This is a genomic window from Planococcus sp. VCh962 (assembly GCF_057748275.1).
The window spans coordinates 90,631-115,931 of the sequence record NZ_JBYLHS010000008.1; the positions used below are offsets into that span (position 1 = coordinate 90,631).

Below are 25,301 nucleotides of genomic sequence, written 5' to 3' on the forward strand. Positions count from 1 at the left end.
AAATAGAAAACGGCATGGACAGCATTCTGACCATGCCGTTTTATCTTAGTTCCAGTTATCCGGGAAAGGTACTGCCAGTTTCAAAACATAGGAAAGAGCTGGAGCGATTTCGTCAATTCCGCTTTAAATGTTGATAACCCAGTTCCTTCGCGATGGAAGCAGCGACATAATGTAAATATTGACGGCTATGCGGAACAATATCCTGCAAATTGATTTTTTTCTTTACTTCATGACTTGTGCTGTCCGCCCATATTTCAAATCCCGTCGCTTCCATTTCTGCTGTTTGCCCAAAACACAATTCGTAAAAATCCTGAAATTCCACTGCCATTATACCGGCGACTTCTTCTTGTTGCAGCTTATACACTGCGTCGTTATCATTTTCCAAATGAAACAGAAAAACCTGGCATAGCTCATTATCGAAGAAGCCATCCTGGTGGATCTGGTCTTTTATTGTGCCAAGTGAAATCAAGTCTTTAAATTCCACAATGATGCCCAGTTCTTCTTCCACTTCCCGCACGCCGTCCTCAACGTCCTCATCTGCCAACAGATGGCCAGCAGCCGTGATGTCGAGCAGGTTCGGAAAGTCTTTCTTGGTACTGCTCCGCAATTGGAGATGAATCCAGTCTTTGCCGCATCTCCGGCTGATGAACCAGCAATGGAAGGTCTGATGCCAATGGCCTTTTTTATGGACTTCTTCACGCGTGGCGACGCCAAGATATCGGCTGTCCTTTGTGTAAATCTTTATCTTTTCCGACTCCATGAAATCTTCCTTTCTCCCTCTTCTTTTTTATTGTACCCAAAAAAGAAACCGGTCAATGAGTTATTGGCCGGTTTCTTGAAAGCATTATCCATTTTCTTTAATCCACCACTACCGCCTCGACTTGATAAAGGAATTGCTTTGTTCTTTCTTCTTTCGGGTTTTGGAAAATTTCTTTCGATGTTCCTTGCTCTACGATGACTCCTTCGTCCATAAAAACGACGCGGTCAGCCACTTCTTTCGCAAAGTTCATTTCATGCGTAACGATGACCATTGTCATCCCTTCTTCGGCTAAGCTTTTGATAACCAACAGGACTTCTCGCACAAGTTCCGGATCCAGTGCTGACGTGGGTTCATCAAAAAGCATAACGAGCGGATTCAAGGCAAGCGACCTGGCAATCGCTACGCGCTGTTGCTGGCCGCCAGACAATTGGGCCGGAAAATGGCCGCTGCGGTCGGCCAACCCTACTTTGGCCAGCAAAGCTTCAGCAATTTTCTTCGCTTCTTCCGGTTTTGCGCCGTGGATAGCAATAGGGCCTTCCATAACATTTTCCATGGCGGTTTTATGGGGAAACAAATTGAACGACTGGAACACAAAGCCGGTTTTTTTCCTCAATTCCCGAATCACTTTTTTGCGATATCTATCAATTTTCCCGCCTGCGTGCACTTGGTATTCGCCAATTTGAATAATGCCATCGGTCGGCTCTTCCAGGAAATTCATACAACGCAGCAAAGTAGATTTTCCGGAACCGCTCGGCCCCATAATGACCACTACTTCACTTTTGCTGATTGTTAAATCGATGCCTTTTAGCACTTCATTGGCGCCAAAAGCCTTTTTTAAATGTTCGATTTGGATCATTGTCATAGCCATCTCCTAACTCATCAACGGACTAGGTATTTGGAACTTTGAACTTCCAGTTTGTCCAGCAGCTTGGTGAAAAATGAAATCAAAATCCAATAAATTGCGGCGGCGACTAAGTAAATCGTCAGCGGTTCAAAGGTTTTTGCAATGATTAAACTCGACATCTGCAATAATTCTGTGACGGTTATGACTGAAACAAGAGAAGTATCTTTGATGAGCACAATAAAGGAATTGGATAATGTCGGAATGGCTATCCGCATGCTCTGCGGCAAAATGATTCGCTTCAGCGCTTGTGGATAGGTCATGCCCATGGACATTGACGCTTCCATCTGCCCGTTGTCGACTGCCAGGATGGAGGCGCGGAAGGATTCCGAAAGATACGCTCCCGCATTTAAACTCAAGGCCACTATTCCTGAAGAAATTGGATCCAGTGAAATTCCTATTTGCGGCAATCCGTAATATATGACAAAGATTTGGACCAAAAGCGGCGTTCCCCTCATAAGGGAAACATAAGCGTTTGCCACTTCGTTCAATACTTTCACTTTCAAGATCCGAATGATAGCTGTCAAAAATCCAATGACCAATGCAATCAGAATGGAAATAGCCGCTAAGAAAATTGTCATCAACGTCGCTTTTAGCAAGGACGGCAATGAATCAATAATGATGGTAAAGTCCATATGTCCTCCAATCAGACAAGTGCTGTGCCCATTATTCCACTTAAGCGAAAGTTTCTTCCCTATAGCTAATATCGATTCCTAAACTTTTCAGCTCTGCCAGAAACGGCTGGAACCGGTCTCGGATAATTAAACTTTCGATTGGAATAACCCCTGTCTCGGTTATTTGTTTTGTAGCAATCAGTTTCGCGATGAGCAGCGCCGGGAGTGCCGTTGTTTTAGCCATAGAGCTAATGTTGCGTTGATGGTCATACAAATCAACCATTTCCCATCGATGCTTTATGCGTTTTCCATCTTTTATGCCCGTCACTTCGACTCGCAGAACGGTAATATCCTTATGCGAGTCTCCTTTCATTTTCGTTGCCAGTATCTTCTCGGCAAAAGCGCGCGGGGTAGTAGTAATTCCTTCGATGGCGACCGGTGTATCATCCAGGAAGCCCAGTTCACCGATCACTTTCATTTTCCCCCAATGCCCAGGATAGCGGACTGTTCTTTCACATAGATTCTTTACTTTTCCGTTTAGTATGAAAGCCGTGCTATGGGCATCGGTAATGACGGTTTCGCAAAGTCCGACCGGCTCAGGAAAAGTGATTTCCTGCAGGTTTGACAATGGAGCCAATTCGACAATTTCTCCGTCCTGAATGGCAATAGCTGGTTTTGTATATAGCCTCAATAAACTTTCAAGCCGGTAGACCACTTGATACCAGAGAGGCGGAATCGGATTCATAGGGATACCGCCGCATGTCATAATTGCTTCATCCGCTTCATCGAGGAGGTCGATGCCTTGCGCCGCTAAGAAATTGGTAATTCCCGGAGCCACACCGCACCCTGGAACGACAATAAGCCCCGCCTGTTTTGCTTGCTCGTCCAACTCCATTTTCTCCATAAACTGCGCCCCGACCAAATCCACCAAATGGCAATTTGAAGAAATAGCTGCTTTAATGGCTGCCAGACTGAGCGAATGAGGCAGGCAAGCTACAGCTACATCCGCTTCCTCCAACACGCGCGCGATGTCTTCTTCTGTCTGCAGCACTGCTACTTTGCCGGTGACTTTAGAGCTGCCGGATTTAGCTATGCACCTGTCTATGCTCGCTTGGTCGACATCCACAGCGGTAATCCTGTCGACTTCTATAAATCCAGCCATTTCTGTGACGACCGTTGTACCGATCATCCCTGTGCCTAACACGAAGATATGCAAGCTTCTCATCCTCCTTCTCCACGTTCCAGCCGAAAAAATTGAAAAACAAAGTGATCAAAGATGTTCCTTTGACCACTCCTTCCCGCCATTAATTTTCTAATGGCTCTGTCCCAAACCATTTTTTGTAAATTTCGTTATAAGTTCCATCTTCCTTCATTTCGGCTAGCGCCACATTCACTTTTTCAATGAAATCTTCATTGCCTTTATTAACTGCCATGCCGATTTCATCTTTATTTAAAATATCGCTGGCTATTTTAATAGGAAGGCCTTGTTCTTTGATATTGTAGCTGATCAGCAATTGGTCGTTGATAATTACATCCAGACGCTTGTTCGTTAAGTCTTGGATATAATCGCCGACAGCTTTATAAAGTTTGACTTCTGCTCCATCGACGCTGTTCGCCACTTCCTCAAACGTCGTTCCGCCACCCACGCCAACTTTCTTGCCCTTGATATCTTCAAGTTTGGTAATATCATTCGTTTCTTCGCGCGTGATCAGTACGGAGCCGGTAATGACGTATGGATCCGTGAAATCCACACTTTTCTTCCGCTCTTCTGTCACCGTCATCTGGCCGATGATGATATCGAATTTATCGGCCTTCAATCCGCCAATTAACCCGTCCCATTTCGTTGCAATAAAATTCGTTTCAACGCCCAGGCGCTTAGCGATTTCATTTGAAATGTCCACATCAAACCCTTGGTACTCGTCATTATCATCAATAAAATTAAAAGGCGGATAAGTTCCTTCAAAAGCTACTTTCAATTCCTTAGATTCCTCAATCCTGCTAAGGACGCTGTCTTTATTGCTTTCTTTTTCCCCTTGCGTTGTTTCCTTGGCATCTTCTGAACCACAAGCTGCCAACATACTAATAACTAATAAAACAATGAATGACCACACAGCTTTTTTTTTCAATTTATTTTCCCCCTTCTTTTGTAGAACTGCTTTTTTCTTTTGATGCGGAAAAATAACGTTCAGCCGATTTGCATACAAAACAAATCTGTAAATGATGGATCGGAGAACATAGGTGAATGACATTCTTTGGACGGGGAATACTAGCGAATAAGGTATTGCAGGAGGATTTAACGCTTTATTTTAAGTTCCTTTTTCTACAAGGTGTTCCATTCATTATTCCTCACAGAGGGTAGAAAGTCAATAAAGTTTACAGACTTTTCCGAAAACTTAAGGCGGATTTCATCTTTCTAAAATAAGCTAAAACCCCTGCTTTTTATACATAGCTTCGGCCGCTTCTCAAAGTTGATTGCTTCTTATGCCAAAGAATTTATGACCATAAAAAAACTGCAGACATCCTCGATTTTTTCGAGTTTGCCTACAGTTTTACTGTAGCAGAATGATTTCTACAGCGGCCCAACCATTCTTTTTTACTGGTATTTACATCAGTTAATAACTAGTACTTCCTCCGGTTCCGCTTTTGGAGTCCGTGGATCCTGCAGCCAGCAAGCTGCCGTATGCAAGTCATTTCCTACAACCGTTTCAGGTGGAGTAAATGTATGGCAAACTTTCATCGTATGTGGGCAGCGGGCGGCAAACGCACAGCCTTCCCCAAGTGTCGCCAAGTTCGGAGGCGATCCAGCAATTGGCAATAACGGCTGAGATCGGTCTTCGTTCATTTTCGGCATTGATTGCAACAAGCCTAACGTATAGGGATGCTTCGGATTATAGAAGATCTCGTCCAACGTACCTTGTTCGACAATTTTCCCGCCATACATCACTGCTACCCGATCGGCCATATTCGCCACTACACCTAAATCGTGGGTAATTAAAATAATAGCGGTATCTGTTTTCCTTTGCAGGTCTTTCATCAAATCCAAAATCTGCGCTTGTATCGTTACATCAAGAGCTGTCGTCGGTTCATCCGCAATCAACACTTTCGGATTGCAGGCAAGGGCCAATGCAATAACGACACGCTGCCGCATGCCGCCTGAAAATTGATGCGGATAATTATCCAGCCGCATTTCAGCTTTCGGGATCCCAACAAGTTTCAGCATTTCCAGTGCCCGTTCCCTTGCTTGGGATTTCGTCATGTTTTCATGGCGCTGCAGACCTTCCATGATTTGCTTGCCGACTTTCATGGTCGGGTTCAGTGAAGTCATTGGATCCTGGAAAACCATTGAAATTTCTGAACCACGAATATTGGTTATTTCTCTATTTGATAGCTTCAACAAACTTTTATCATCGTATAAAATATCGCCTTTTGTGATTTCCGTCGTGCTTTTTGGAAGCAGACGCATGATCGACTTGGCCGTCACCGATTTTCCAGAACCCGATTCACCGACAATTGCCAATGTCTCGCCTTTCTTCAATTCAAAATTAACGCCCCGCACCGCCGTAATTTTACCGGTTTGGGTCTTAAATGAAACATGCAGATCTTCAACTTTCAGGACAGTATTTTTCATAACGGACCCTCCCCTATTTTTTCATTTTCGGATCTAGTGCATCTCGCAGGCCATCAGCAAGCAAGTTGAAGCAGATCATGATTATACTGATAACCAGTGCAGGATAAATCAGCTTATACGGGAAATACCGCATGGATTTATAGCCATCTTCAATCAATACACCCAGAGAAGCGAGTGGCGCTTGCAACCCCAGTCCGATAAAGCTTAAGAAAGCTTCAAAGAAAATGGCTGTAGGTATGGTGAACATGACTGTCACAATGACCGGACCCATAACGTTCGGCATCAGGTGCTTCCAAATTAACCGGCTATTTGAAGCCCCTAGCGTACGGGAAGCCAGGACAAATTCTTGCCCTTTCAGCTGGAGGATCTGCCCACGCACCACTCGCGCCATCCCTACCCAGCCCGTGATAATCATCGCTAAGATTATAGAACGGATGCCTGGTTCAAGCACCAGGATAAAGAGGATAATGACAATCAAGTTCGGAATCCCCATCAAAATTTCAATGATTCGCTGCATCACATTGTCGACTCTTCCTCCGTAAAACGAAGAAATCCCGCCATAAATGACACCGATGACCAAATCGAGCAACGCGGCCACTAAAGCGATAAACAAGGAAATCTGAGTCCCTTTCCAAACACGCGTCCATAAATCGCGTCCGAACTCGTCCGTTCCAAACCAGTAATTGGTTGCAACTTCACGCTCTGCATACTGGTCCACTCCGTTTGCATCTACACCGTCAAACCCCATCCACTCTAAGCCGGCCACTTTAGGCGGCATATTGGAATGGGCCAAATTCTGCTCTCTGTACGTAAATTCATTCATACTCGGCCCGATAAGTGCCATCACTATTAAAAAAATCAACAGGACCAAAGAAATCATAGCCCCTTTATTCTTTGCTAGCCGCTGAAAGGCTTCTTGCCAGAAAGAAACCGAAGGCGTTGAAATTTCTTCACTCTTTTTTTGGTCAAGCGGAGCTTTTACAAACAAGTCGGCTGGAATATCATCCGGGATGTAATTGTTTTGCGTATGGATATCCTGCTGCAATGGCAGTTTTGCATCGAATTCTTTCATGTCGCTTCCCCCCTGTAATTGATGCGGGGATCCAAGAAGCCATAAATGATATCGACAACGAAAACCACGAAAATGAACAACGCACTGTAGAAAATCGTAATCCCCATGATGACGCTATAATCCAACACGAGGATGGATAAGGTAAATTGTTCCCCTAGCCCTGGAACGGAGAAGATTTTTTCAATAACCAATGTTCCGGTCATGATTGAGACTGCAAGCGGTCCAAGCATCGTGACTACTGGAATCAATGCATTTCGGATTACATGCTTGACGATCACCTGATTTTCCTTCATCCCCTTGGCTCGCGCAGTTATAACATAATCTTGTCCAAGCACTTCGAGCATTTCACTGCGGATAAAGCGGGCAACGGTCGCAGTGACTGTAACCGACAATGCGATGGACGGCATCAAGGTACTGGAATATCCTTCCCACAATGCTACAGGCAGCCATTCCAGTTTTACGCCGATATAGTATTGCAGCAATGCTGCAAAAACAAAAGAAGGAATCGACATTCCGAGAACTGCTAATGCCACGGAACCGTAATCGAATACCGAATTATGCTTTAGTGCAGAAACGATGCCAAGCACTAAGCCGAGGATTGCCCCGATGATCAAAGCCTGCAGACCGATAAATGCAGAAGGTCCGATGCGGGTACTGATCATACTGGAAACGGTTCTTCCTTCATGCTGGAAAGAATAGCCCAAATCGCCTTGTATCAAATTCCCAAGATAACGTATGTACTGCATAGCAACGGGTTGATCCAAGCCATATTTTGCATTCAATACCGTTAGCTGTTGTGCCGTCAATTTCTCGGGATTTGTGAAAGGCGTACCTGGCAAAAGCTGCATCAGAAAGAAAGTTGCAGTGACGATGATAAAAAGCGTAATTAGCATATATCCAATTCGCTGTACTAAATATCGCTTCATGGAAACACCTCAATTCTATAAGTTGAGTATCCTTCTGGATGAAAAATACGAGGGGGCCATAATTCCGGCTACACCCTCGTATCTATAGCTGTATAACCTTTTGATCACTCTTGGATAGATGCCCATTTATAAGTATGGGAAGCACCAGTCGGGTGTACAATTAGATCTTTAATTTTACCTCTCATCAAGATTGATGTTCCATCTTGGTAAAGAGGCGCAATTGCAGCATCTTCTTCCAAAAGGATTTTCTCGATGTTCAAAAGCATTTCAAAACGTTTGGAAAGGTCTGTCTCTGTTCTTGCCTGAGTGACCAATTCATCCAATTTCGGGTTGTGGTAATCCATACGGTTAGCAGACCCGCCTTTTACCCACATATCCAAGTAAGTCATCGGGTCGCTGTAGTCAGGCCCCCATGAAGACAAGGACAAATCGTATTCAATGGCTTTTTCTATTTCCAGACGCTGTGCGAAAGGAACCGCTTTGATTTCCAGTTTAAATCCTGGAAGGTTATCTTCTAATTGTGCTTGAAGATATTCTGCCACTTTCTTGTGATCTTCTGAATCTGAAATGTTGATGGAAACTGCTACATCAGATGCACCCGTTTCTTTCAAACCAGCTTCCCAAAGTTTTTGCGCTTCTTCCACTGTTCCGGTATTGATGTCCCCGTTCAAATCGCGATAATCTTTGCCTTCCGGAGATTGGTAGAACCCTTTAGGAACCACACCATTTAAGGCCGTAGAGCCATCTTTCAAAATAACATCTGTCAAACTTTTCTTATCGATGGCCATATTGATTGCCTGGCGGATGTTTTTGTTCCCTAATACAGGGTGGTTATGGTTAAAGCGAAGGAAAATCATGCTTGGCTCTAAAATCGTGTCAAAGTTTTCATCGCTCTTGTACTGGTCAACTGACTCTGAACTCAAATCGATGCGATCCACTTTGTTCGTTTCATATAAATTAACTCCAGTAGTTGGGTCTTTTACAACAAAAGCATTGATCTTATCCAACTTAACTGCTTCTGCATCCCAATAATCTTCGTTCTTTTCGTATTTCCATCCTTGATCATGTGTCCATTCAACAAGCTTGAATGGTCCATTGAATAAAATATTTTCTGCCTCCAGAGCATATTGATCCCCTTGTTCTTCAACAAACTTCTGGTTTTGCGGCAAGAATGTCGGGAAAGTCAACAATGACTGCAGCAGCGGGTTTGCACTTTCCAGTGTCACTTCCAATGTCTGCTCATCCACAGCTTTTACCCCAAGTTCTGCTGCATCTTTTTCCCCGTTCATAATCGCTTCGGCGTTTTTAATGCTTGCCGTTACGAACATGAAATTATAAGGACTTGCATCTTTCATAACACGTTTCCAAGCATATTCGAAATCCTGCGCTGTCACAGGGTCTCCATTGCTCCATGTAGATTCACGCAATTTGAAAGTATGAACCGTTTGATCTTCATTTTCGGTATGTTCGGTTACTAACGCTTCGATCGGCTGATGGTTTTCATCTTGGCGGTACAATCCTTCATTTACGTTATTCAATACAGTAAATGCAACCCCATCATGTGCCTTTGTTGAGTCCAACGTAGGAATATCTGCTACTGCTGAAATATTCAATACTTGGCCTGCTGCCCCTTCTTTTCCATCTGCAGTTTTACTTTCTTCCTTGGTGTTCTCTGAAGAATTAAAATTACATCCGGATAATATTAAAACGAACGCCATGAGAATCATTAATGCTTGAGCTTTAAATTTTCTCTCCATTTCCCCTACCCCCTATTTTTCTAATAATTCCTTTTAATCATAATAGTAATTCAATTAATAGGCAACAAGATATTTAAATTTTCAAAAACTATGTAGGAGTGGTAATCTTTAAATAACTAAGGAAAGGACTTCTATTTATGACTTTTAAATTCACCTTAATTTTTCTATCGCTGCTAAGTTCTTTTTTAATATCTTTCCTGCTTAGTTCCAGCTGGAGTTTCACAGAATGGCTCGATGCTGTTTTTCTAGTTGGACTTCTTCTTTTAATGATCAGCTCAGGAATGATTTTAATCGAAGGCAAATTTTTCTCAGCCTTTATCCAAAGCAGCAAAAACTTTTTTGCAAAAATTAATAAAAGAGAGCAACTCATTAGGGAAAGCGAAAAACGGTCGACGCAATCGGTGGAATATGCAAAAAAATTTCCGTCCCGAAAAATTTTTTTCCAGGTCGGAGTGCTGTTCTGTGCAGCAAGCCTGCTCGTTTCATCAGCCATTTATTTCTTTTAGACAGACAAAAACCTTCAGCTTATAAAAGCAGAAGGTTTTTAAGATGCTTCATATATCGTTACCTGATTTTTCCCGCGGCGCTTGGACAGATAAAGGGCCTGATCGGCTTCCTCAATAATCTGCTCCAAAGTTCTATTTTCCGATGAAAAACTTAATCCCATCGAAACCGTCAATTTTCCGCCCGGCTGGAATTCTTCTCCTTCGAATTTGTATTCCTCCACTTTTTTGCGGAACCGTTCGGCCAGAAAAATCACTTCTTCCGGTTTTGAAACATTCGTATAGCAAATGATGAATTCTTCTCCACCGTAACGTGCTACGATATCTTCTTCCCTTGCGCTTTCCATTAACAATTGCCCGAGAGTACGAAGAACCGAATCACCTTTTTGATGGCCATGCGTATCGTTGTAGACTTTAAAATAATCAACGTCGACCATAGAAACCAGCATTGGTGTATTTTTAGAGAGAAGATCTTCCACTTTATTTTTAAAGAAGCGGATATTTGGCAAACGGGTTAACGAATCTTGGTTCGAATACATCTCAAGTTCTTTTCGCAAAAGAAGGGTTCGATTTTCTTCATTCAATATCATGGACATGGCTAAAACTGCAATCAAGGCAAAAAAGAAAATCGGCACGATAATCGCCAGAGTGACCGGTGTATAAAAGAACATCCAAATAGATTTTAAAATTTCAAATACAACAAAACCGGTTATCATCCGTTTTAAGTCAATTCGAGGGAAAAATTTATCGACCGGCCTTTTGTCATGGAAAAGAGCTCCAATTAGAACCGGAAGCAAGATAGATTGAAGAATGCCAATTTCTACAGTTGGACCTCCCATTGAAACCCGAAAAACAGCTGGAATAATCGCTGACAGGATTCCGAATTTCCAGCCACCCACATAAGTAATAAAAAATAGAGGAACTTCCCTTAAATCTAGGCGCATCCCTTCATAAATATATGGATTATACATGACAGAAAAAGTTAAAAAACTAATGAAAAGTGAAGATAGCAATAGTAAATGGGAGGGCTTTTTCATTTCCAGTAAAAACAATTCCTTCATTTTCAGGGCTAAATACATCAAGGCGATAATCAAAGCCATGTTCTCCACAAAGAAAAAAAGCAGTAAATCCATTATTTCATACAACTCCTAATGATTACGTTACTTCACATTCTAGCAATTAAAGTAAAAAAATTACAGGTTTATTTAATATAATTTGTATCTTACATATTTATAGGTTCTTGTTTTATTACATGAAACTCGTTTATCGGCCAATCCATAGCAGACCCGAATTTTGTGTATCTATACTGCATCGCATATCGAAGCGGTCTACATAGCTGATAAAAGACAGAAATCCCTGTCAGAGGCCTATCCTTCAAAACGGCAAAAGCTTATAATGGCGCTAAGTAAGAGGGGAATAAATGGATATTAAAAACAAATTATTGCATTGGCAAAAGGCAGGTCTGATTGATCAAACTACAGTTGAAAAAATTCTGGCATATGAACATCAGCAGCCCGGCTCTAAAAAAATGCCGTTATTGCTGGTTATCGGACTTATTTTCTTTTCACTGGCAGTTTTCAGCTTTATCGCCGCCAATTGGCAAGTGATGCCGGCAGCCTTAAAAATCAGTTTAGTTCTGCTGTTAATGTGGTTGTTTTATGGGCTCGGGCACTTGGCACAGCTGAAAAATTTCGGCTTGCCTCACACTTTCCGGCTGATCGGTCTCGCCATGTTCGGGGCAGCGATCGTGGTAGCTGTTCAATCATTCCATTTGCCATTATCAGGCTCTCTGATTGGATGGGCTCTTTTCCTGGCAGCGATTGGCCATTATTTTTATTGGCGCCATGTCGCCTATGCAGTGGTGGCATTTGTTTTTGGAATTCAAGTCTTGGTGTCATCTGTTGTCGCCATGGGCTGGGTGGAATGGATAGTTTTCATTGCTGTGGCTCTCGTCTGGTTTTATTTCAGCACAGATAAGATTCCTGCAGTTTCCAGCTGGCTTTTGTTGTTCGGTTCAGGATTAATGCTATGGACCGTGGTCGATTATGAAAGCTGGTTATGGCCGATTTGGACCTTATTTGTTTTAACAGGGCTCCTATTCCTGGCTTCTCTAGAAAAGAAGAAGATAATACAGCCTCTTTATTTACTAATTGGCGGAGCATTATCGATTATCTATTTGGCTGTCCGGGGTTCTTCAGTATTCGCCTTCAATGATTTAAATATGTTGGAGTCCATCAGCCTCTTAATCGCCGCATTGGCAGTTTTAGTATCATGCTATTTCCGCTCGCGCCCTATTTTTTGGGTCTCACCACTCGGTGCCGTCGGGTTATTGTTGTTTGACAGTTCAGCAATCGGGCTTGCCATCTTAACAGAAACCGTGGCACTTAGTTATCTGGCTTTTTGTCATCGCCAAAATCAGCCACTCGGGATCGCTTTTGTCTATTTTATCCTGGTACAGGTTGTAATTTATTTCATTTACGCTTGGGAGCGGCTCAATATGTCACTGTTCTTCCTGATTGGTGCGCTTCTTCTGTTTGGCTTATCTGGAGTTGCCTGGTGGTTTAACCGCAAGAAAGCGAGGACTGCGTCATGAAAAACTATCTGTTTCCATTTCTGCAAACCTGCGTTGTACTGATGATTGTCTTGAGCTTTTACGCAGCGTCATGGTTCGGCAATCAGTTTGTCCTGCGGGCGGAGCCATACGATCCATCTGACCCGTTTTACGGCGAATACATTTTGCTTCAATATCCTGATTTAAAACCTGATGCACTTGTGCGAAACGGAGATGTTTATTTCACATTAAAAGAAGGGGAGGATGGCTTTGCCGTAGTGAATCGGATTTCGAATGAACCTTTTTTCGGAGCCATTCATGGCACCTATTACGGCGACACCTTAACAGCACCTCAATTGGAGCAATACTATGTAGAACAAGGGACCGGGCCAGGACTTGAACAGGCCGAGAAACTAGCGGTAACGGTAGACGTTGCGCCATGGGGCACCATCCGGCCGGTGTTTCTGGAAGCCAGGCAGCAATAAAGAATAATTGCAATCAATGAAGGTTTTCCATTCTACCTGAACTTAAACGACATAAAAAACTTTCTTCCTCAAAGGGAAGAAAGTTTTTTGAGCATTTTGTAATTCGCCATGACAACGCCTTTTCGTTCTACAGACTGCTTTCTGATAACCTGGTATCCCCGCTCTTCGAAGAAAGGCTTTGAGGTGAGGCTCGCTTCGGTAGTGATTTCCCGGAGCTTCAGTCTTCGCGCTTCTTGTTCAAGCAGTTCGACGAGCATCGAAGCAACTCCTTGCCGCTGATGATTTTTATGGACATACAGCCGATTTAAATAGCCACCTTCTGTCATATCGCAGAAACCGGCTATCTTGCCGTCGATGTCAGCCACATAAGTTACGTTTTGCTGCAAAGACTCCTGCCACATCGCCGCCTTTTCCGCTTGTTCTTCTATTGGAGCCCAGACCGCCAATTGCTCCTTTGAATAATCTGCCGCATTGACTTCATGAACCGTTTCATAAAATAGCGAGACAATCTCTTTCACGTCCGGGCTCTGGAACCTTCTGATCATGATATTCTCTTTTTTAATGATGTCCATTATTTCATTTAAATCTTCGATAACATAATCTGCTTCTGCACCGCTCCATTGTGAATCTTTTTTCCAGACCGTTTTAATGCCCACTGCTTTCGCAGCTAGCACATCATTATCCGGATGGTCTCCTACATATAAGGTCTCTTCCGCTTCTACTCCAAGCACCGCTAATGCCTTTCTGAATAAGCGGGGATCCGGTTTTTTCATGCCTTCCCATTCGGAAATCAAAATGACGTCGAAATAATGTTCAATTCCCAAAGCCGATATAGCATCCAGCTGAAATTGTCCTCTGCCGTTTGTAATAATGCCCAAACGCATCGGTTGGCCCTTTAATGCTTTAAGCATGGGTGTTAAATTCGAAAAAGGCACACAATGCTGTTTAAAGCCATTCAAGTAATCTGCCAGCAGCTCTTCCCAAGTGGTTCCTTTGAGCTGGAATTCTTCTATTAGCTGCTGATAAACCCGGTCTTTCCAAACCATCCCCCGGGCGTCTAATTCGATAAACCGCTCCATGTACTGACCTTTCGGTATAACCCCCAATGTTGGCTTTAAGCGCTCATGCTGCGCGTCAACAAACAGCTTCAAAGAAGCATCCCGATTTAACAAAGTGCCATCCAAATCAAAAACTACTGCTTTAATCATATGGCCTTCACATCCAAAGCAATCTGCCGCACTTCTCTTAACTCCATGCCGTCGAAAGTTAGACAGTAGATATCCGGCACCTTAAGCTGCTGCCAGAATTGAACACCATAACGGCTGTCAAAATAACTCATGATCAGCACCATGAGATTGCCATGCATTCCAATAGCAATGCGTTCGCCTTTATAACGGCGAAGAATCTTCAGCACTTCTTTTACCCCGCGCATTCTTGCGGTTTGATTTGATTCGCCGCCTTTAAAAGCGAACTGCTCATCTTTCCACACCTTCAAAATAGCTGTTTGGAAATCAGCAACCGGTTCACTGCTTAACAAACGCTCCCGAAACCCTTCCAGCAGTTCAATATCTATGCCAATTTCCCGGGAAATGCCTTCTACCGTCTGCACAGCCCGCTTGTAGGGGCTTGAAATGATTCGTCCGATCTTTTCCTCTTTCAGCGCCGCTGCCACTCTCTGAGCATCTGCTGCTCCTTTTTCTGACAACGGCCGAGACAATTCATCTGGTGTGTAATCCGAATGGGCATGTCGTACAAAATACAAATGCGTCTGCAATTTTATCTCCTGCTTTCTTTGTTCAACTGCTTGTAAAAACTCAATGAATCCATTAAGAATTGCTGGTCAAAGTGGGTTTTTTGTCCGATTCTATCCACCCACTCTTCCATTGTAGCCACCGGTTTATCCGGAATAAGGCCTTCCGTGGTACTTAAAAAGCTTTTCCAGTTGTCAAACTCCCAATGCGCCACTTCTTTTTTATATGGAAGCCGCACTTCTACGAGCGGCTTCGGATAAACATGATTTTGAGAGAACTCACCTGCCTGCCAAAAATCCGCTTCCGTTACCGGTGTAGTGTCGTAAGTCTGACGCGATTGTTTCCCCCCTGGGCGGTGATAAATGATTTCCACTTCATTTTGCCGCGGCACAATCTCTACATCGGCTGCAGGATAAAAACCACTCAGTTTCTCCCCTGCATAGGATTCATGTCCCCTCTCAATCAGCACCGGTTGCAGCCACTGATCTCCGAGATCGCATAAATACCGGTTGCCTTTTTCATCAAGCGCGATGAGTGCTGCATGCGCTTCTTCTGTCCCTAATTCATTGCCGATGGGATAGGCTTCGATACCGGCCTTTTTAAATTCATCCAGTAACCAAATAGCTAAATCAAAACAATTGCCGGTTATCCCGTACTGCGCTTTATGCTCTTTCATCAACTCTACGCTGCGCTGCTTTTTGTTTCCCGACCGCGAATAAAACCAGGCTTTCGTCAATGTCTCCATCGGAAAATCATGAAACCTGCTCCATACAGCCAAAATTTCTTCAGGGGCTTTCATCTCTTACTCACCTTCTTTTTCAGATTGCTATTCTATTTCAACTTTCTGGCAGAGGATTCCTTCATTAATTTGGTTTAAAAAATAAACCCGGAAAGCGCATAAGCACTTTCCGGGTTTATCGTCTTTTCATTTATTCAGGTTGGAATTTCGACTAGCTTTTTTAAATTCTCAAACATCATGCCCCAACCTTCTTCGGATTGGGTGCTGTATTCAGCTTTCGCTTTTTCAATATCTTCTTCTGTCCAAATTTCTTCATGTGGAACTACAATTTCCTGCGAAAAAGTCATTTCACACATTGCCTGAACGGGAGAGATGAAAACTCTGATGACATCTTCCGTATCACTGAATTGTGGCATTTTAAAGGTAAATACCAACTTATTCGGCTTTATAATGTCTACGTATTCACCGAAAGCCTGGTAATCGACACCGTTCCGGCGATCAACGATCTCCCACGCCCCGCCTATGCGAAGATCGCTTTTAGCAACTTTGTTGGTCGATTCCATTGTAAACAGCCATTTTTTCATGATTTCCGGATTGGTCCAGGCTTCAAATACCGTTTCTGATTTTGCATTAAAACGCCGAGCCATATTCAAAGTTACGGTTGAAGTGATTGCCATTTCGCTCATCCTCTCCAAATCAAGTAATAGGTAAATTCTTGAAGCGAGTCATGCTCTTTACTGCCACTTTACCCCAAAACATTTTTTCAGGCAATATAATCTTCTTTTGGAATATCGTTAACTTCTCTTTTCGTATAATAGCGGCCTTTAGTCAAAACAGCTAGAATTACTGTCAAAATGGCAGCCATGATAGCCGCGAAAAATGCCGCCGTGCTTTGCAGGAATAAGCCGAAATATCCAAGTGCTGCAATGGTCCCCAAAGCAGTTGGCACCAAGAGCGATACCACGCCGACAGGATTCCATTTATATAAATTTCTCTGTCTGGACTCATAATAGCCAGGCCCGATTTTCAGCATTTTCTTTACAACAAGCGCATCGGTCACCAATATGGATGCCCAAGTCATAAGCGCTACGCCTTGGAAAGTCATGGCTACACCTAAATGATCTACAATGCCGCCAAGCATCAGCATGATGGCAACAATGCCTGAAACCACTACCCAGAAGCGTCGGCCCGGTGAAAAGTTGAACATATTTTCAAAGAAACTCGACAATGACAACGAACTGCTATAGATATTCGTGATGTTAATGCGCACTTGAGTCAGCATCGTAAACAGCACACCGCCAAGACCTAATAAGACAACGATATAAACACCGGGATTGGATTCACCCAAAGTAACGCCAAACCAGATGCCAAGGCCACCCATTACCCCAAAACAGAAAATCTGCGGAATAAATCCGATGGCGATTGAACCGACTTTTATATCTTTCGGTTTTAAGAAACGCGCGTAATCAGAGGCGATCAAAGCAGTCAGCCCCATAATGCCGTGTTGCATACCGATGCACAATAGCAGCGCCGTGCCGCCTATTTGAACACCTTCAGGCATGTATGTCCAGAAACTCCCTTCATACAAAGAAGGACGATTAAACGCTACATAAATAGCAGCGATTAAAAACAAACCAAAAATGGGCAAAGACCATTTTTGCAACTTATCCAATTGCTTGATGCCAAACCAGTTTAACGGAATGACGATTGATCCAAAGAGGACGATCAGGGCCCACACGGGGATTGCGGGGAAAAATGCATGGACAGCTGCCACAAGTATCATGCCTTCAAACGCACAGTACATGATAAAGTTGGAAGCGTAAATTAACGAGGTTAATGAGGCGCCGATATAACCGAATCCTCCGCGGGATAATAAGTTGACGTTCATGCCGGATTTAGCCGACAGGTAAACAATAATCGTTCCAAGTATTCCTGCTACGATAATCGCGTAGATAGCTGAGATAATGGCATTGGCCGCTCCGAATTGCAAAGCCATGACACTTCCCATCTGAAAATAAAAAATAGCGGTAGCAATCCCGAATGTAATATTGGTGATGCTTAACCAGCCCATTTTCCTTTCCTCTCTTGGCACTCGGTCAAATGTGTAATCTGCAGTTTTTTCTGGTTTGTGTTTGTTGACGAATTCCTTTTCTCTCGATCGATGATCTGCAGTAATGTCAGATCTCATAAAATCATCTTCCTTTCTTTCACAAATATTTAGTTTTTCATCTCGAACAACATGTTTTAAGCAAAATAAATCGTACTGCTTTATCCTAATTGACAAGCAAAGACTGTTTAGTAAGTATGCGGTTGATGAAGGAAAGTATATGTTATTTCCTTGCGGGGCGGGCAGGAGTGTTAGGGAGGATAAAGCAGGCTTAAAACCAGCGTTCAAAATAAAAAAAAAGATGAATTCCGCCCGTCAGCAACAGTTGCTAGAACGGGTGAATCACTTCCTTTTATATTTTAACATAATTTTTGTTTTCTTGTAGTTTTTATAGGTAAAGTCATTCGAACGGTCTATTCAATATCCATTAATTTGATTTTTTCTAAGAATGGCAAAATGAAGGAAATATTATTCTTCTCATATAATAATATTTAGCTTTCGCTTAAACAAAAATATAAAAAAAGCCACTTACGGCAAAATGTCGTAAGTGGCTTTTAAAGAACTTATTTTATTCAACCGTAACCGATTTAGCCAAGTTACGTGGCTTGTCCACGTCACAGTCGCGGTGAAGCGCTGCGTAATAGCTGATCAACTGCATCGGAATAACCGATACGAGCGGGGACAGCAGTTCATGGACTTTTGGAAGAACTAAGCTATCGCCTTCTTCTTGCAAACCTTCCATAGAAATGATGCAAGGATTTGCACCGCGAGCCGCCACTTCTTTGACGTTTCCGCGAATGCTGAGGTTAACGGCTTCTTGCGTCGCAAGCGCGATAACCGGAGTGCCTTCTTCGATCAACGCAATCGTGCCGTGTTTCAGCTCGCCTCCAGCGAAGCCTTCTGCTTGGATATACGAAATCTCTTTCAACTTTAATGCGCCTTCAAGGCCTACAAAGTAATCCATAACGCGACCGATAAAGAAGCAATTGCGTGTAGTTGAAAGGAAATCGCGGGCGATTTGCTCCATTTCTTCTTTCATGTCCACTTGTGCTTGGATTGCATTCGCTACAATTCCCAATTCCTGCACCAAGTCAAAGCCGATGTCGATGCCTTTGGACTCTGCAGTTACCGCAGCCAGAATTGAAAGAACAGCAATTTGTGCAGTATACGCTTTTGTAGATGCGACTGCAATTTCTGGTCCTGCATACAATAATAATGTGTAATCCGCTTCACGTGAAAGCGTAGAGCCGGCTACGTTCGTAATCGTCAACGATGGATGGCCCAGTTTTTTAATCTTCACCAATACTTGGCGGCTGTCAGCAGTTTCTCCTGATTGGGAAATAAAGATAAACAAAGGCTTCTCTGAAAGAAGAGGCATGTTATAGCCAAACTCACTTGATACATGCACTTCTACTGGAATGCCTGCCATTTTCTCCAAGTATTCTTTGCCGATCAATCCAGCATGATAGCTTGTGCCTGCAGCGATAATATGGATGCGATCCGCATCTTTCAACGCTTGGATGATTTCAGGCTGAATCGTCAATTTGTCGTCTGCGCCTTGGTAAGCTTGAATGATTTTGCGCATAACTGCTGGCTGCTCATCAATTTCTTTCAGCATATAATGAGGGTAGGTGCCTTTTTCAATATCGCTCATGTCAATTTCAGCTTTGAACGGCTGGCGGCTAATTTTTTCGCCGTCCAATGTTAAAATTTCAACGCTGTCTTTACGTACGATCACGATTTCTTTGTCCATCAATTCCACAAATTGGTCTGTGATTTGCAGCATAGCCATTGCATCGCTAGCGACCACGTTAAAGCCATCTCCAAGTCCGACAAGCAACGGGCTCTTGTTTTTCGCCACAAAAATTGTGTGCTCTTCTTCCGCATCCAATAACGCGATGGCGTATGAACCTTTTAGCAAAGTCAGCGTCTTGCTGAATGCTTCTTGGGTTGTCATGCCTTCCGCTACAAATTTGCCAATCAATTGCACAATGATTTCTGTATCTGTGTCTGATTCCATTTGCACGCCAGCTAAATAATCGCGCTGAATGTGGTGATAGTTTTCAATCACTCCATTGTGCACCAATGTAAAACGATCATTATCGTTTTGGTGGGGGTGAGCGTTTACGCGATTTGGTTTTCCGTGAGTTGCCCAGCGTGTATGCCCGATCCCACTTGTTCCGACCACTTCATCTTCCACTACAGCACGCAAGTCCGCGATGCGTCCTTTTTCTTTGAATACCGTAATGCCTTTGCCGTTGCGTACAGCAATCCCTGCTGAATCGTAGCCGCGGTATTCCAATCTTTCCAATCCTTTTAAAAGAATCTCTTTTGAATCATTTTCTCCAATATACCCGACAATTCCACACATAATCCAATTCCTCCATTTTCCTATAAGTCAAAATGAGCGTTTGCGCGTTTTGGCAAACACTTTCCATGAGCCCATCCGCATCGTTGTACAATTGATCACTCAACTGCTTTAAATGCTGGATATTACGACCGGGCTTCGCGGCCGGGAGGTATCCGCCGAAATCTCGATACTCCTCCTCCTCGTCTACTGGGAATTGATTTGTCCATCCGATTTCCCCAGTACTGGCGCTTTAACTGTTTTCCTCGTACGCATTACTATCCCCCTTTTTTAGCGGCCTAAACCTAGGCAAGTTTATCATACCTTTTCGACTTACGCACGTCAACAAAACCTTATTAAAATAACCCCTTATAATACCAAAAAAACGGTTCAAAAGCCGTCTGGCTTTTGAACCGTTTTCTTATACTAGTTCAAGCCCATTTCGGCTCTTACTACTTCAGCAATTTGCTCTACATATTTCTCGCAATCTTCTCCAGAAGCTGCTTCTACCATCACCCGGACAAGCGGTTCTGTACCAGAAGGACGTACGAGGACGCGGCCATTTCCATCCATGTCACTTTCCACTGCTTCAATGACAGCAGCCACTTTTGCATTTTCTGTAACAGCATGCTTATCAGTCACGCGGATATTGACAAGCTTTTGCGGGAAAATCGTCATTTCTGCTGCTAAATCAGATAATTTTTTGCCAGTGATTTTCATGATATTCACAAGCTGAAGGCCGGTCAACAAACCATCTCCTGTTGTATTGTAATCCAGGAACACAATATGGCCTGACTGCTCGCCGCCTAGGTTATACTCATTTTTCTTCATCTCTTCCACGACGTATCGGTCACCGACAGCTGTCTGCTTGCTTTCCATGCCGTTCTCTTCCAAGGCTTTATAAAAGCCCATATTGCTCATCACGGTTGACACAACTGTATTTTTCTTCAGTCGGCCTTCTGAATGCAAATGCTTGGCGATTATGTACATAATCTGGTCACCATCAACGATTTGGCCTTTTTCATCCACTGCAATCAAGCGATCGCCATCGCCGTCAAATGCCAGCCCAATATCCGCTTTTTTAGCGATTACCATTTCAGCCAATTTCTCAGGATGAGTTGATCCTACTTTATCGTTAATATTCAAGCCATTTGGAGAAGCGCCCATCGATGAAATATCTGCATCTAAATCAGCAAATACATGCGTCGCTAGGGAAGATGTCGCTCCGTGTGCGCAATCGAGTGCCACATGAATACCTGTGAATTCCTCATCCACAGTTTGCTTTAAATATTGGATATACTTTTGTCCGCCTTCAAAATAATCTGTGATGCTGCCCAGATCTCCGCCTGTTGGACGTGGTAAAGTGTCTTCTTCACTATCAAGCAATGCTTCGATTTCCAACTCCTGCTCATCGGATAATTTGAAGCCGTCAGACCCAAAAAACTTGATGCCATTATCTTCTACTGGATTGTGTGAAGCTGAAATCATGACGCCTGCTTCTGCACTCATTACACGCGTTAAATAGGCAACTCCGGGGGTGCTGATAACGCCAAGGCGCATTACTTCTGCTCCAACAGACAATAATCCTGCTGCAAGTGCCCCTTCAAGCATTTCGCCTGAAATACGAGTATCTCGGCCGATTAATACCTTCGGTTTTTCTTTCGAGCTTTTCGTTAAAATATATCCGCCAAAACGCCCTAGTTTAAATGCCAATTCAGGTGTCAGTTCACTGTTCGCAACTCCCCGTACCCCATCAGTTCCAAAATATTTTCCCATTCTTTTCTCTCCTTCAATCTATAGCATTATCTCGCTTCATTATACATGTTCCATCGCAAATTTATATCTCTTCCCCATTATTACGAGGGAGAATTTTCTGATATTTCCGGATTCTCAACTCCGTCAGGCGCTTCAACCGTTTCATCAACTGTAATTTCAGCTTCCACGGTCATATCGCCGGGAGTGACGGATGAAGTGCCTTTCGGTGCTTTTAATTCCGTTTCGATTGTTGTATCTGTCGAAGTAATGACTCCTGTGTTCACTTCCACTACATACTCCTGCAATGGATCCACTGCATTCTTCGGACCGTAGACCCGAACAGTTTTATGGGATGGAACAAGAGCATTGATCGTTATTCCAGTTGGCGGTTCGCCATTCTCTTTAATAACGACTGGCACTTCTTTGCTGTATTCCTTTATTTCAACCGACACCTCTGCCACTTCCGGTTCAATCACTACATTTTCAAGTTTTGTCAGATCGTTTGCAAGAACCCGTATCCGGGCTTCCGTTGTAAATGATTCATTCACTCCTTGCTCACCTGTAACGGTAGCTTTAACAAAGCTAATGGAGTCAATCACACTTTTGGGCCCTGTGACAGTAGCGGTATTTGGAATCGCTGTAATTTCCTCTAAAACAAATCCTTCCTGCAGCAAACGTTCGTTCATCTCGGGATCGATGCGGAACTCTTGCGTGACCCGTTCTTCAATCGTAATATCCACAAAAGCTGGCTCAATTTGAACCCGCAGCTGTTCTGATAAATTTTCAGTTTGAATCGGTATCCTGTGTTCCCCAATTGGCAAGTTCCGCAAATCTGCAAAAAGTGTAAAATCTTTCAGCTGACGTGCAGTCTGCACCGTACTTGTAGGACCGGAAATCGTCAAATCCACCGTTTCCGGCAATCCACTGACCATTAGATTAGGATCTCCATAAAAAACTTCCAGCTCCACATCTTCAATTTCTTCCGTTATCATGCCATTGTTTGACGAGTTCGCGGCATCTTCATCAGCTTTGACCGAAAAGAATAGAAGAAAAGCTAGCAATAATGCCATAATCCGCAAAAACCAAGGGCTGTCCATCAATTTATCCATTCTTTTTCCCCCTCCAGTTCCATCGGGAAGAATCAGCTGGCTGCTGATCGGCTCCAAACCAGATTCGGCGCAATTTTACTTCAAAATCTTCCAGTGATAAATTGCGATGCAAATCTCCATTCGCAGTAAGGCTGATTGCACCCGTTTCCTCTGACACAATGATTGTAATAGCATCGGTTACTTCACTAATACCGAGGGCCGCACGGTGGCGGGTTCCAAGTTCTTTTGAAATAAACGGACTTTCTGACAACGGCAAATAACAGGCTGCAGCAGCAATCCGGTTTTTTTGCACAATGACAGCACCATCATGCAACGGTGTATTCGGAATAAATAAATTGATTAGCAACTCTGACGTTATGTCCGAGTTCATTTGGATGCCGGTTTCAATGTATTCGCTTAATCCAGTTTCCCGCTCAATTGAAATAAGCGCCCCAATCCGGCGTTTCGCCATATAACTTACTGATTTGGACATGGCCTCAATCAATCGGTTACGCTCAGACTCCTCATTCAGCTGGCTGCTTGAAAATAGCTTTCCACGCCCCAGCTGTTCAAGCGCCCGTCTCATTTCCGGCTGGAAAATAATGATAATTGCGAGGAATCCCCAATTCAGTACTTGCTGCATGACCCAGCCAAGTGTCTCTAAATTGAGAGCTTGGGTAATCAGATAAGCAATAACGATAAAAAATATTCCTTTTAATAACTGGACCGCTTTCGTCCCTTTAATAATCGTAATCAATTTATATATAACGAACCATACTAATAAAATATCAATGACATTTACTAAAAGTTCGAGTGGTGTTTGGTTTGTTAAATTCTCCAAAAACGGCATCTGCAACCCTCGCTTTTCAACATCTGCATATAGATTAGTATATCATAAGTGAATTTTCCTTGCCTTCATCGAAAAAACCTACCCTTCAATAAGGATAGGTCCTACTCTTCAGTCTCTTTATTGCCTGAATTGAAAATCGAAGCTGCATCTTTTACGCCCTCTTTAATCGTAAACCAAAGCCATTCAAAGGCTTTGTCAATTTCTTCGATTTCCCCGGTAATCACTCCGCTGGAAGCCATATACTGGCCATTAACGATTGTGGCATCCCCGTGCAATTCACCTTCCACGCGCAAATCGCCATTGCGGATCGTCAAATCGCCCGTAACCACTTCTCCTTCAGGAACAACTACTGTTTCACCTTCTACGACTAAGTTAGGCTGTTTCGTAAAAGCAAACTGCTGATCATTATTGAAGTTCGAGAACAAGGCTGCGCTCATCAGCAAGCAGAAAAGCGCTGCAGCTGTTAATAAGGGATGTTGCCTGAACCAGCGCTGGATTCCAACGCGCTGTCTTTCTTTTGGCAGCCGTTGCATTGTCTTTTGGACAAAATCAGGCGACGCTTGTATATGTGATGCACTTTGAACAAATGCGATCGTTTTGTTTAACTCATGGTATAACTTCCGGCAATCGATGCAGCTTTCTAAATGTGCTTTTAGAATAGCCTCATCAGCGGGGTTAAGATCCCCATCTAAATAATCGTCCATGAAATGGATGATTTTTTCCGGACATGTGTTCATGGTGCTCGCCTCCTACAAATTGCTCAATTGCTTCCGAAGAGCTTCTCTTCCTCGGTGTATCCGTGTTTTCACGGTACCTAGCGGCAAATCCAAAATCTCGCTGATTTCCGCCAGCGGCAATTCTTCAATGTACTTTAATACAATAGCGGCACGGTATTTATCTGGCAAGCGACTTATCTCGTACTGCACCCGCTCCTGCACTTCCATCCGCATTAATTCTTCTTCAGGAAGCTGATCATCGTTGGCAATGGACGAGTACATGTTCAAGCCTTCCGTCCCCCGTACTTCCGCATCCAGATGATAATCCGGCTTTTTTTTGCGGATCCGGTCAATGCACAAATTCGTGGCTATTCGGTATAACCATGTTGAAAATTTGCGGTTTTGATCGAATGTATGAAGATTGACATAAGCACGCATAAACGCTTCTTGTGCGATGTCTTCTGCTTCATGCTTGTTGCCCAGCATACGATAACAGATTTGATAAAGCTGATGTTGATACAGCTCAACGATTTCGGCGAATGCGTTCTGATCGCCCTTTAATACTTTTTTTATTCGTTTATTGACTAACGCATCCATGATCTCATTTCCCTCCGCCTATGCGGCTGTCTTTTATATACGGATTGCTTTTCAAAAAGTTTCATTTATTTTTTCTCTTTCTATCGTACCAAATTCACTTCTGAAAAACCCAACTTTTTTCCAGATATTTTTCTTTTTTATATACAAAATAACA

24 protein-coding genes are annotated in these 25,301 nt (G+C 43.3%); 3 read left to right on the forward strand and 21 right to left on the reverse strand.

Going from position 1 to position 25,301, the window contains the following annotated elements:
• Nucleotides 1-112: 112 nt before the first annotated feature.
• The 9 genes from AC3AQ9_RS17580 to AC3AQ9_RS17620 form a co-directional block, all read right to left on the reverse strand.
• Nucleotides 113-760 (reverse strand): NUDIX hydrolase, encoded by a 648-nt coding sequence (locus AC3AQ9_RS17580; protein ID WP_488308783.1) that lies wholly within the window; start codon nucleotides 758-760, stop codon nucleotides 113-115.
• A 97-nt stretch (nucleotides 761-857) separates the two neighbouring features.
• On the reverse strand, nucleotides 858-1,616 hold the full coding sequence (locus tag AC3AQ9_RS17585; protein WP_488308810.1) for an amino acid ABC transporter ATP-binding protein: 759 nt from the start codon (nucleotides 1,614-1,616) through the stop codon (nucleotides 858-860).
• Between the two features lie 23 nt (nucleotides 1,617-1,639).
• Entirely contained in the window at nucleotides 1,640-2,296 is a 657-nt protein-coding gene (locus AC3AQ9_RS17590) for an amino acid ABC transporter permease (protein ID WP_488308784.1), read from the reverse strand.
• Between the two features lie 40 nt (nucleotides 2,297-2,336).
• Entirely contained in the window at nucleotides 2,337-3,491 is a 1,155-nt protein-coding gene (locus AC3AQ9_RS17595; RefSeq protein ID WP_488308785.1) for a saccharopine dehydrogenase family protein, read from the reverse strand.
• An 88-nt stretch (nucleotides 3,492-3,579) separates the two neighbouring features.
• Nucleotides 3,580-4,353 (reverse strand): transporter substrate-binding domain-containing protein, encoded by a 774-nt coding sequence (locus tag AC3AQ9_RS17600; protein WP_488308811.1) that lies wholly within the window; start codon nucleotides 4,351-4,353, stop codon nucleotides 3,580-3,582.
• A gap of 530 nt (nucleotides 4,354-4,883) precedes the next feature.
• Nucleotides 4,884-5,903 carry an ABC transporter ATP-binding protein gene (locus AC3AQ9_RS17605; RefSeq protein WP_488308786.1) on the reverse strand — a complete coding sequence of 340 codons (1,020 nt, stop codon included), beginning with the start codon at nucleotides 5,901-5,903 and terminating at the stop codon, nucleotides 4,884-4,886.
• Nucleotides 5,904-5,916: 13 nt separating this feature from the next.
• On the reverse strand, nucleotides 5,917-6,975 hold the full coding sequence (opp3C, locus tag AC3AQ9_RS17610) for an oligopeptide ABC transporter permease (protein ID WP_488308787.1): 1,059 nt from the start codon (nucleotides 6,973-6,975) through the stop codon (nucleotides 5,917-5,919).
• Entirely contained in the window at nucleotides 6,972-7,901 is a 930-nt protein-coding gene (locus AC3AQ9_RS17615) for an ABC transporter permease (RefSeq protein ID WP_488308788.1), read from the reverse strand. The genes opp3C and AC3AQ9_RS17615 overlap by 4 nt, the downstream gene beginning before the upstream one ends.
• Nucleotides 7,902-8,005: 104 nt before the next feature.
• Complete coding sequence (locus AC3AQ9_RS17620) at nucleotides 8,006-9,658, reverse strand: peptide ABC transporter substrate-binding protein (protein ID WP_488308789.1); 1,653 nt, start codon at nucleotides 9,656-9,658, stop codon at nucleotides 8,006-8,008.
• Nucleotides 9,659-9,939: 281 nt separating this feature from the next.
• On the opposite strand from AC3AQ9_RS17620, the gene AC3AQ9_RS17625 reads away from it, so the two are divergent.
• On the forward strand, nucleotides 9,940-10,164 hold the full coding sequence (locus AC3AQ9_RS17625; protein WP_488308812.1) for a hypothetical protein: 225 nt from the start codon (nucleotides 9,940-9,942) through the stop codon (nucleotides 10,162-10,164).
• Nucleotides 10,165-10,202: 38 nt separating this feature from the next.
• On the opposite strand, the gene AC3AQ9_RS17630 is transcribed toward AC3AQ9_RS17625, so the two are convergent.
• The gene (locus AC3AQ9_RS17630; RefSeq protein ID WP_488308790.1) at nucleotides 10,203-11,294 is read right to left on the reverse strand and encodes a GGDEF domain-containing protein; all 1,092 of its coding nucleotides are present in this window, start codon (nucleotides 11,292-11,294) and stop codon (nucleotides 10,203-10,205) included.
• 287 nt (nucleotides 11,295-11,581) lie between these two features.
• Here AC3AQ9_RS17630 and AC3AQ9_RS17635 point away from each other — a divergent pair, with 287 nt between their 5' ends.
• Nucleotides 11,582-12,754 carry a DUF2157 domain-containing protein gene (locus AC3AQ9_RS17635; protein WP_488308791.1) on the forward strand — a complete coding sequence of 391 codons (1,173 nt, stop codon included), beginning with the start codon at nucleotides 11,582-11,584 and terminating at the stop codon, nucleotides 12,752-12,754.
• On the forward strand, nucleotides 12,751-13,197 hold the full coding sequence (locus AC3AQ9_RS17640) for a GDYXXLXY domain-containing protein (RefSeq protein ID WP_488308792.1): 447 nt from the start codon (nucleotides 12,751-12,753) through the stop codon (nucleotides 13,195-13,197). Before AC3AQ9_RS17635 ends, AC3AQ9_RS17640 begins: the two co-directional genes overlap by 4 nt.
• 68 nt (nucleotides 13,198-13,265) lie before the next feature.
• On the opposite strand, the gene AC3AQ9_RS17645 is transcribed toward AC3AQ9_RS17640, so the two are convergent.
• The 11 genes from AC3AQ9_RS17645 to sigW form a co-directional block, all read right to left on the reverse strand.
• Nucleotides 13,266-14,405 (reverse strand): GNAT family N-acetyltransferase, encoded by a 1,140-nt coding sequence (locus AC3AQ9_RS17645; RefSeq protein WP_488308793.1) that lies wholly within the window; start codon nucleotides 14,403-14,405, stop codon nucleotides 13,266-13,268.
• Nucleotides 14,402-14,971, reverse strand: a complete 570-nt coding sequence (locus AC3AQ9_RS17650; protein WP_488308794.1) for a histidine phosphatase family protein — start codon at nucleotides 14,969-14,971, stop codon at nucleotides 14,402-14,404. Before AC3AQ9_RS17650 ends, AC3AQ9_RS17645 begins: the two co-directional genes overlap by 4 nt.
• A 2-nt stretch (nucleotides 14,972-14,973) precedes the next feature.
• Nucleotides 14,974-15,747: a hypothetical protein gene (locus AC3AQ9_RS17655; protein WP_488308795.1), complete on the reverse strand. Its 774-nt coding sequence runs from the start codon at nucleotides 15,745-15,747 to the stop codon at nucleotides 14,974-14,976.
• Nucleotides 15,748-15,881: 134 nt separating this feature from the next.
• Nucleotides 15,882-16,364 carry an SRPBCC family protein gene (locus tag AC3AQ9_RS17660; RefSeq protein ID WP_488308796.1) on the reverse strand — a complete coding sequence of 161 codons (483 nt, stop codon included), beginning with the start codon at nucleotides 16,362-16,364 and terminating at the stop codon, nucleotides 15,882-15,884.
• Between the two features lie 86 nt (nucleotides 16,365-16,450).
• The gene (locus AC3AQ9_RS17665) at nucleotides 16,451-17,875 is read right to left on the reverse strand and encodes a purine-cytosine permease family protein (RefSeq protein ID WP_488308797.1); all 1,425 of its coding nucleotides are present in this window, start codon (nucleotides 17,873-17,875) and stop codon (nucleotides 16,451-16,453) included.
• 487 nt (nucleotides 17,876-18,362) lie between these two features.
• Entirely contained in the window at nucleotides 18,363-20,165 is a 1,803-nt protein-coding gene (gene glmS / locus AC3AQ9_RS17670; RefSeq protein ID WP_488308798.1) for a glutamine--fructose-6-phosphate transaminase (isomerizing), read from the reverse strand.
• Nucleotides 20,166-20,567: 402 nt separating this feature from the next.
• Nucleotides 20,568-21,917 carry a phosphoglucosamine mutase gene (gene glmM, locus AC3AQ9_RS17675; protein ID WP_488308799.1) on the reverse strand — a complete coding sequence of 450 codons (1,350 nt, stop codon included), beginning with the start codon at nucleotides 21,915-21,917 and terminating at the stop codon, nucleotides 20,568-20,570.
• Nucleotides 21,918-21,997: 80 nt separating this feature from the next.
• The gene (locus AC3AQ9_RS17680; RefSeq protein ID WP_488308800.1) at nucleotides 21,998-23,005 is read right to left on the reverse strand and encodes a CdaR family protein; all 1,008 of its coding nucleotides are present in this window, start codon (nucleotides 23,003-23,005) and stop codon (nucleotides 21,998-22,000) included.
• On the reverse strand, nucleotides 22,998-23,834 hold the full coding sequence (gene cdaA, locus AC3AQ9_RS17685; RefSeq protein ID WP_488308801.1) for a diadenylate cyclase CdaA: 837 nt from the start codon (nucleotides 23,832-23,834) through the stop codon (nucleotides 22,998-23,000). The genes AC3AQ9_RS17680 and cdaA overlap by 8 nt, the downstream gene beginning before the upstream one ends.
• A gap of 101 nt (nucleotides 23,835-23,935) precedes the next feature.
• Entirely contained in the window at nucleotides 23,936-24,571 is a 636-nt protein-coding gene (locus AC3AQ9_RS17690; protein WP_488308802.1) for a zf-HC2 domain-containing protein, read from the reverse strand.
• A 12-nt stretch (nucleotides 24,572-24,583) separates the two neighbouring features.
• Entirely contained in the window at nucleotides 24,584-25,147 is a 564-nt protein-coding gene (gene sigW, locus AC3AQ9_RS17695) for an RNA polymerase sigma factor SigW (protein WP_488308803.1), read from the reverse strand.
• Nucleotides 25,148-25,301 lie beyond the last annotated feature (154 nt).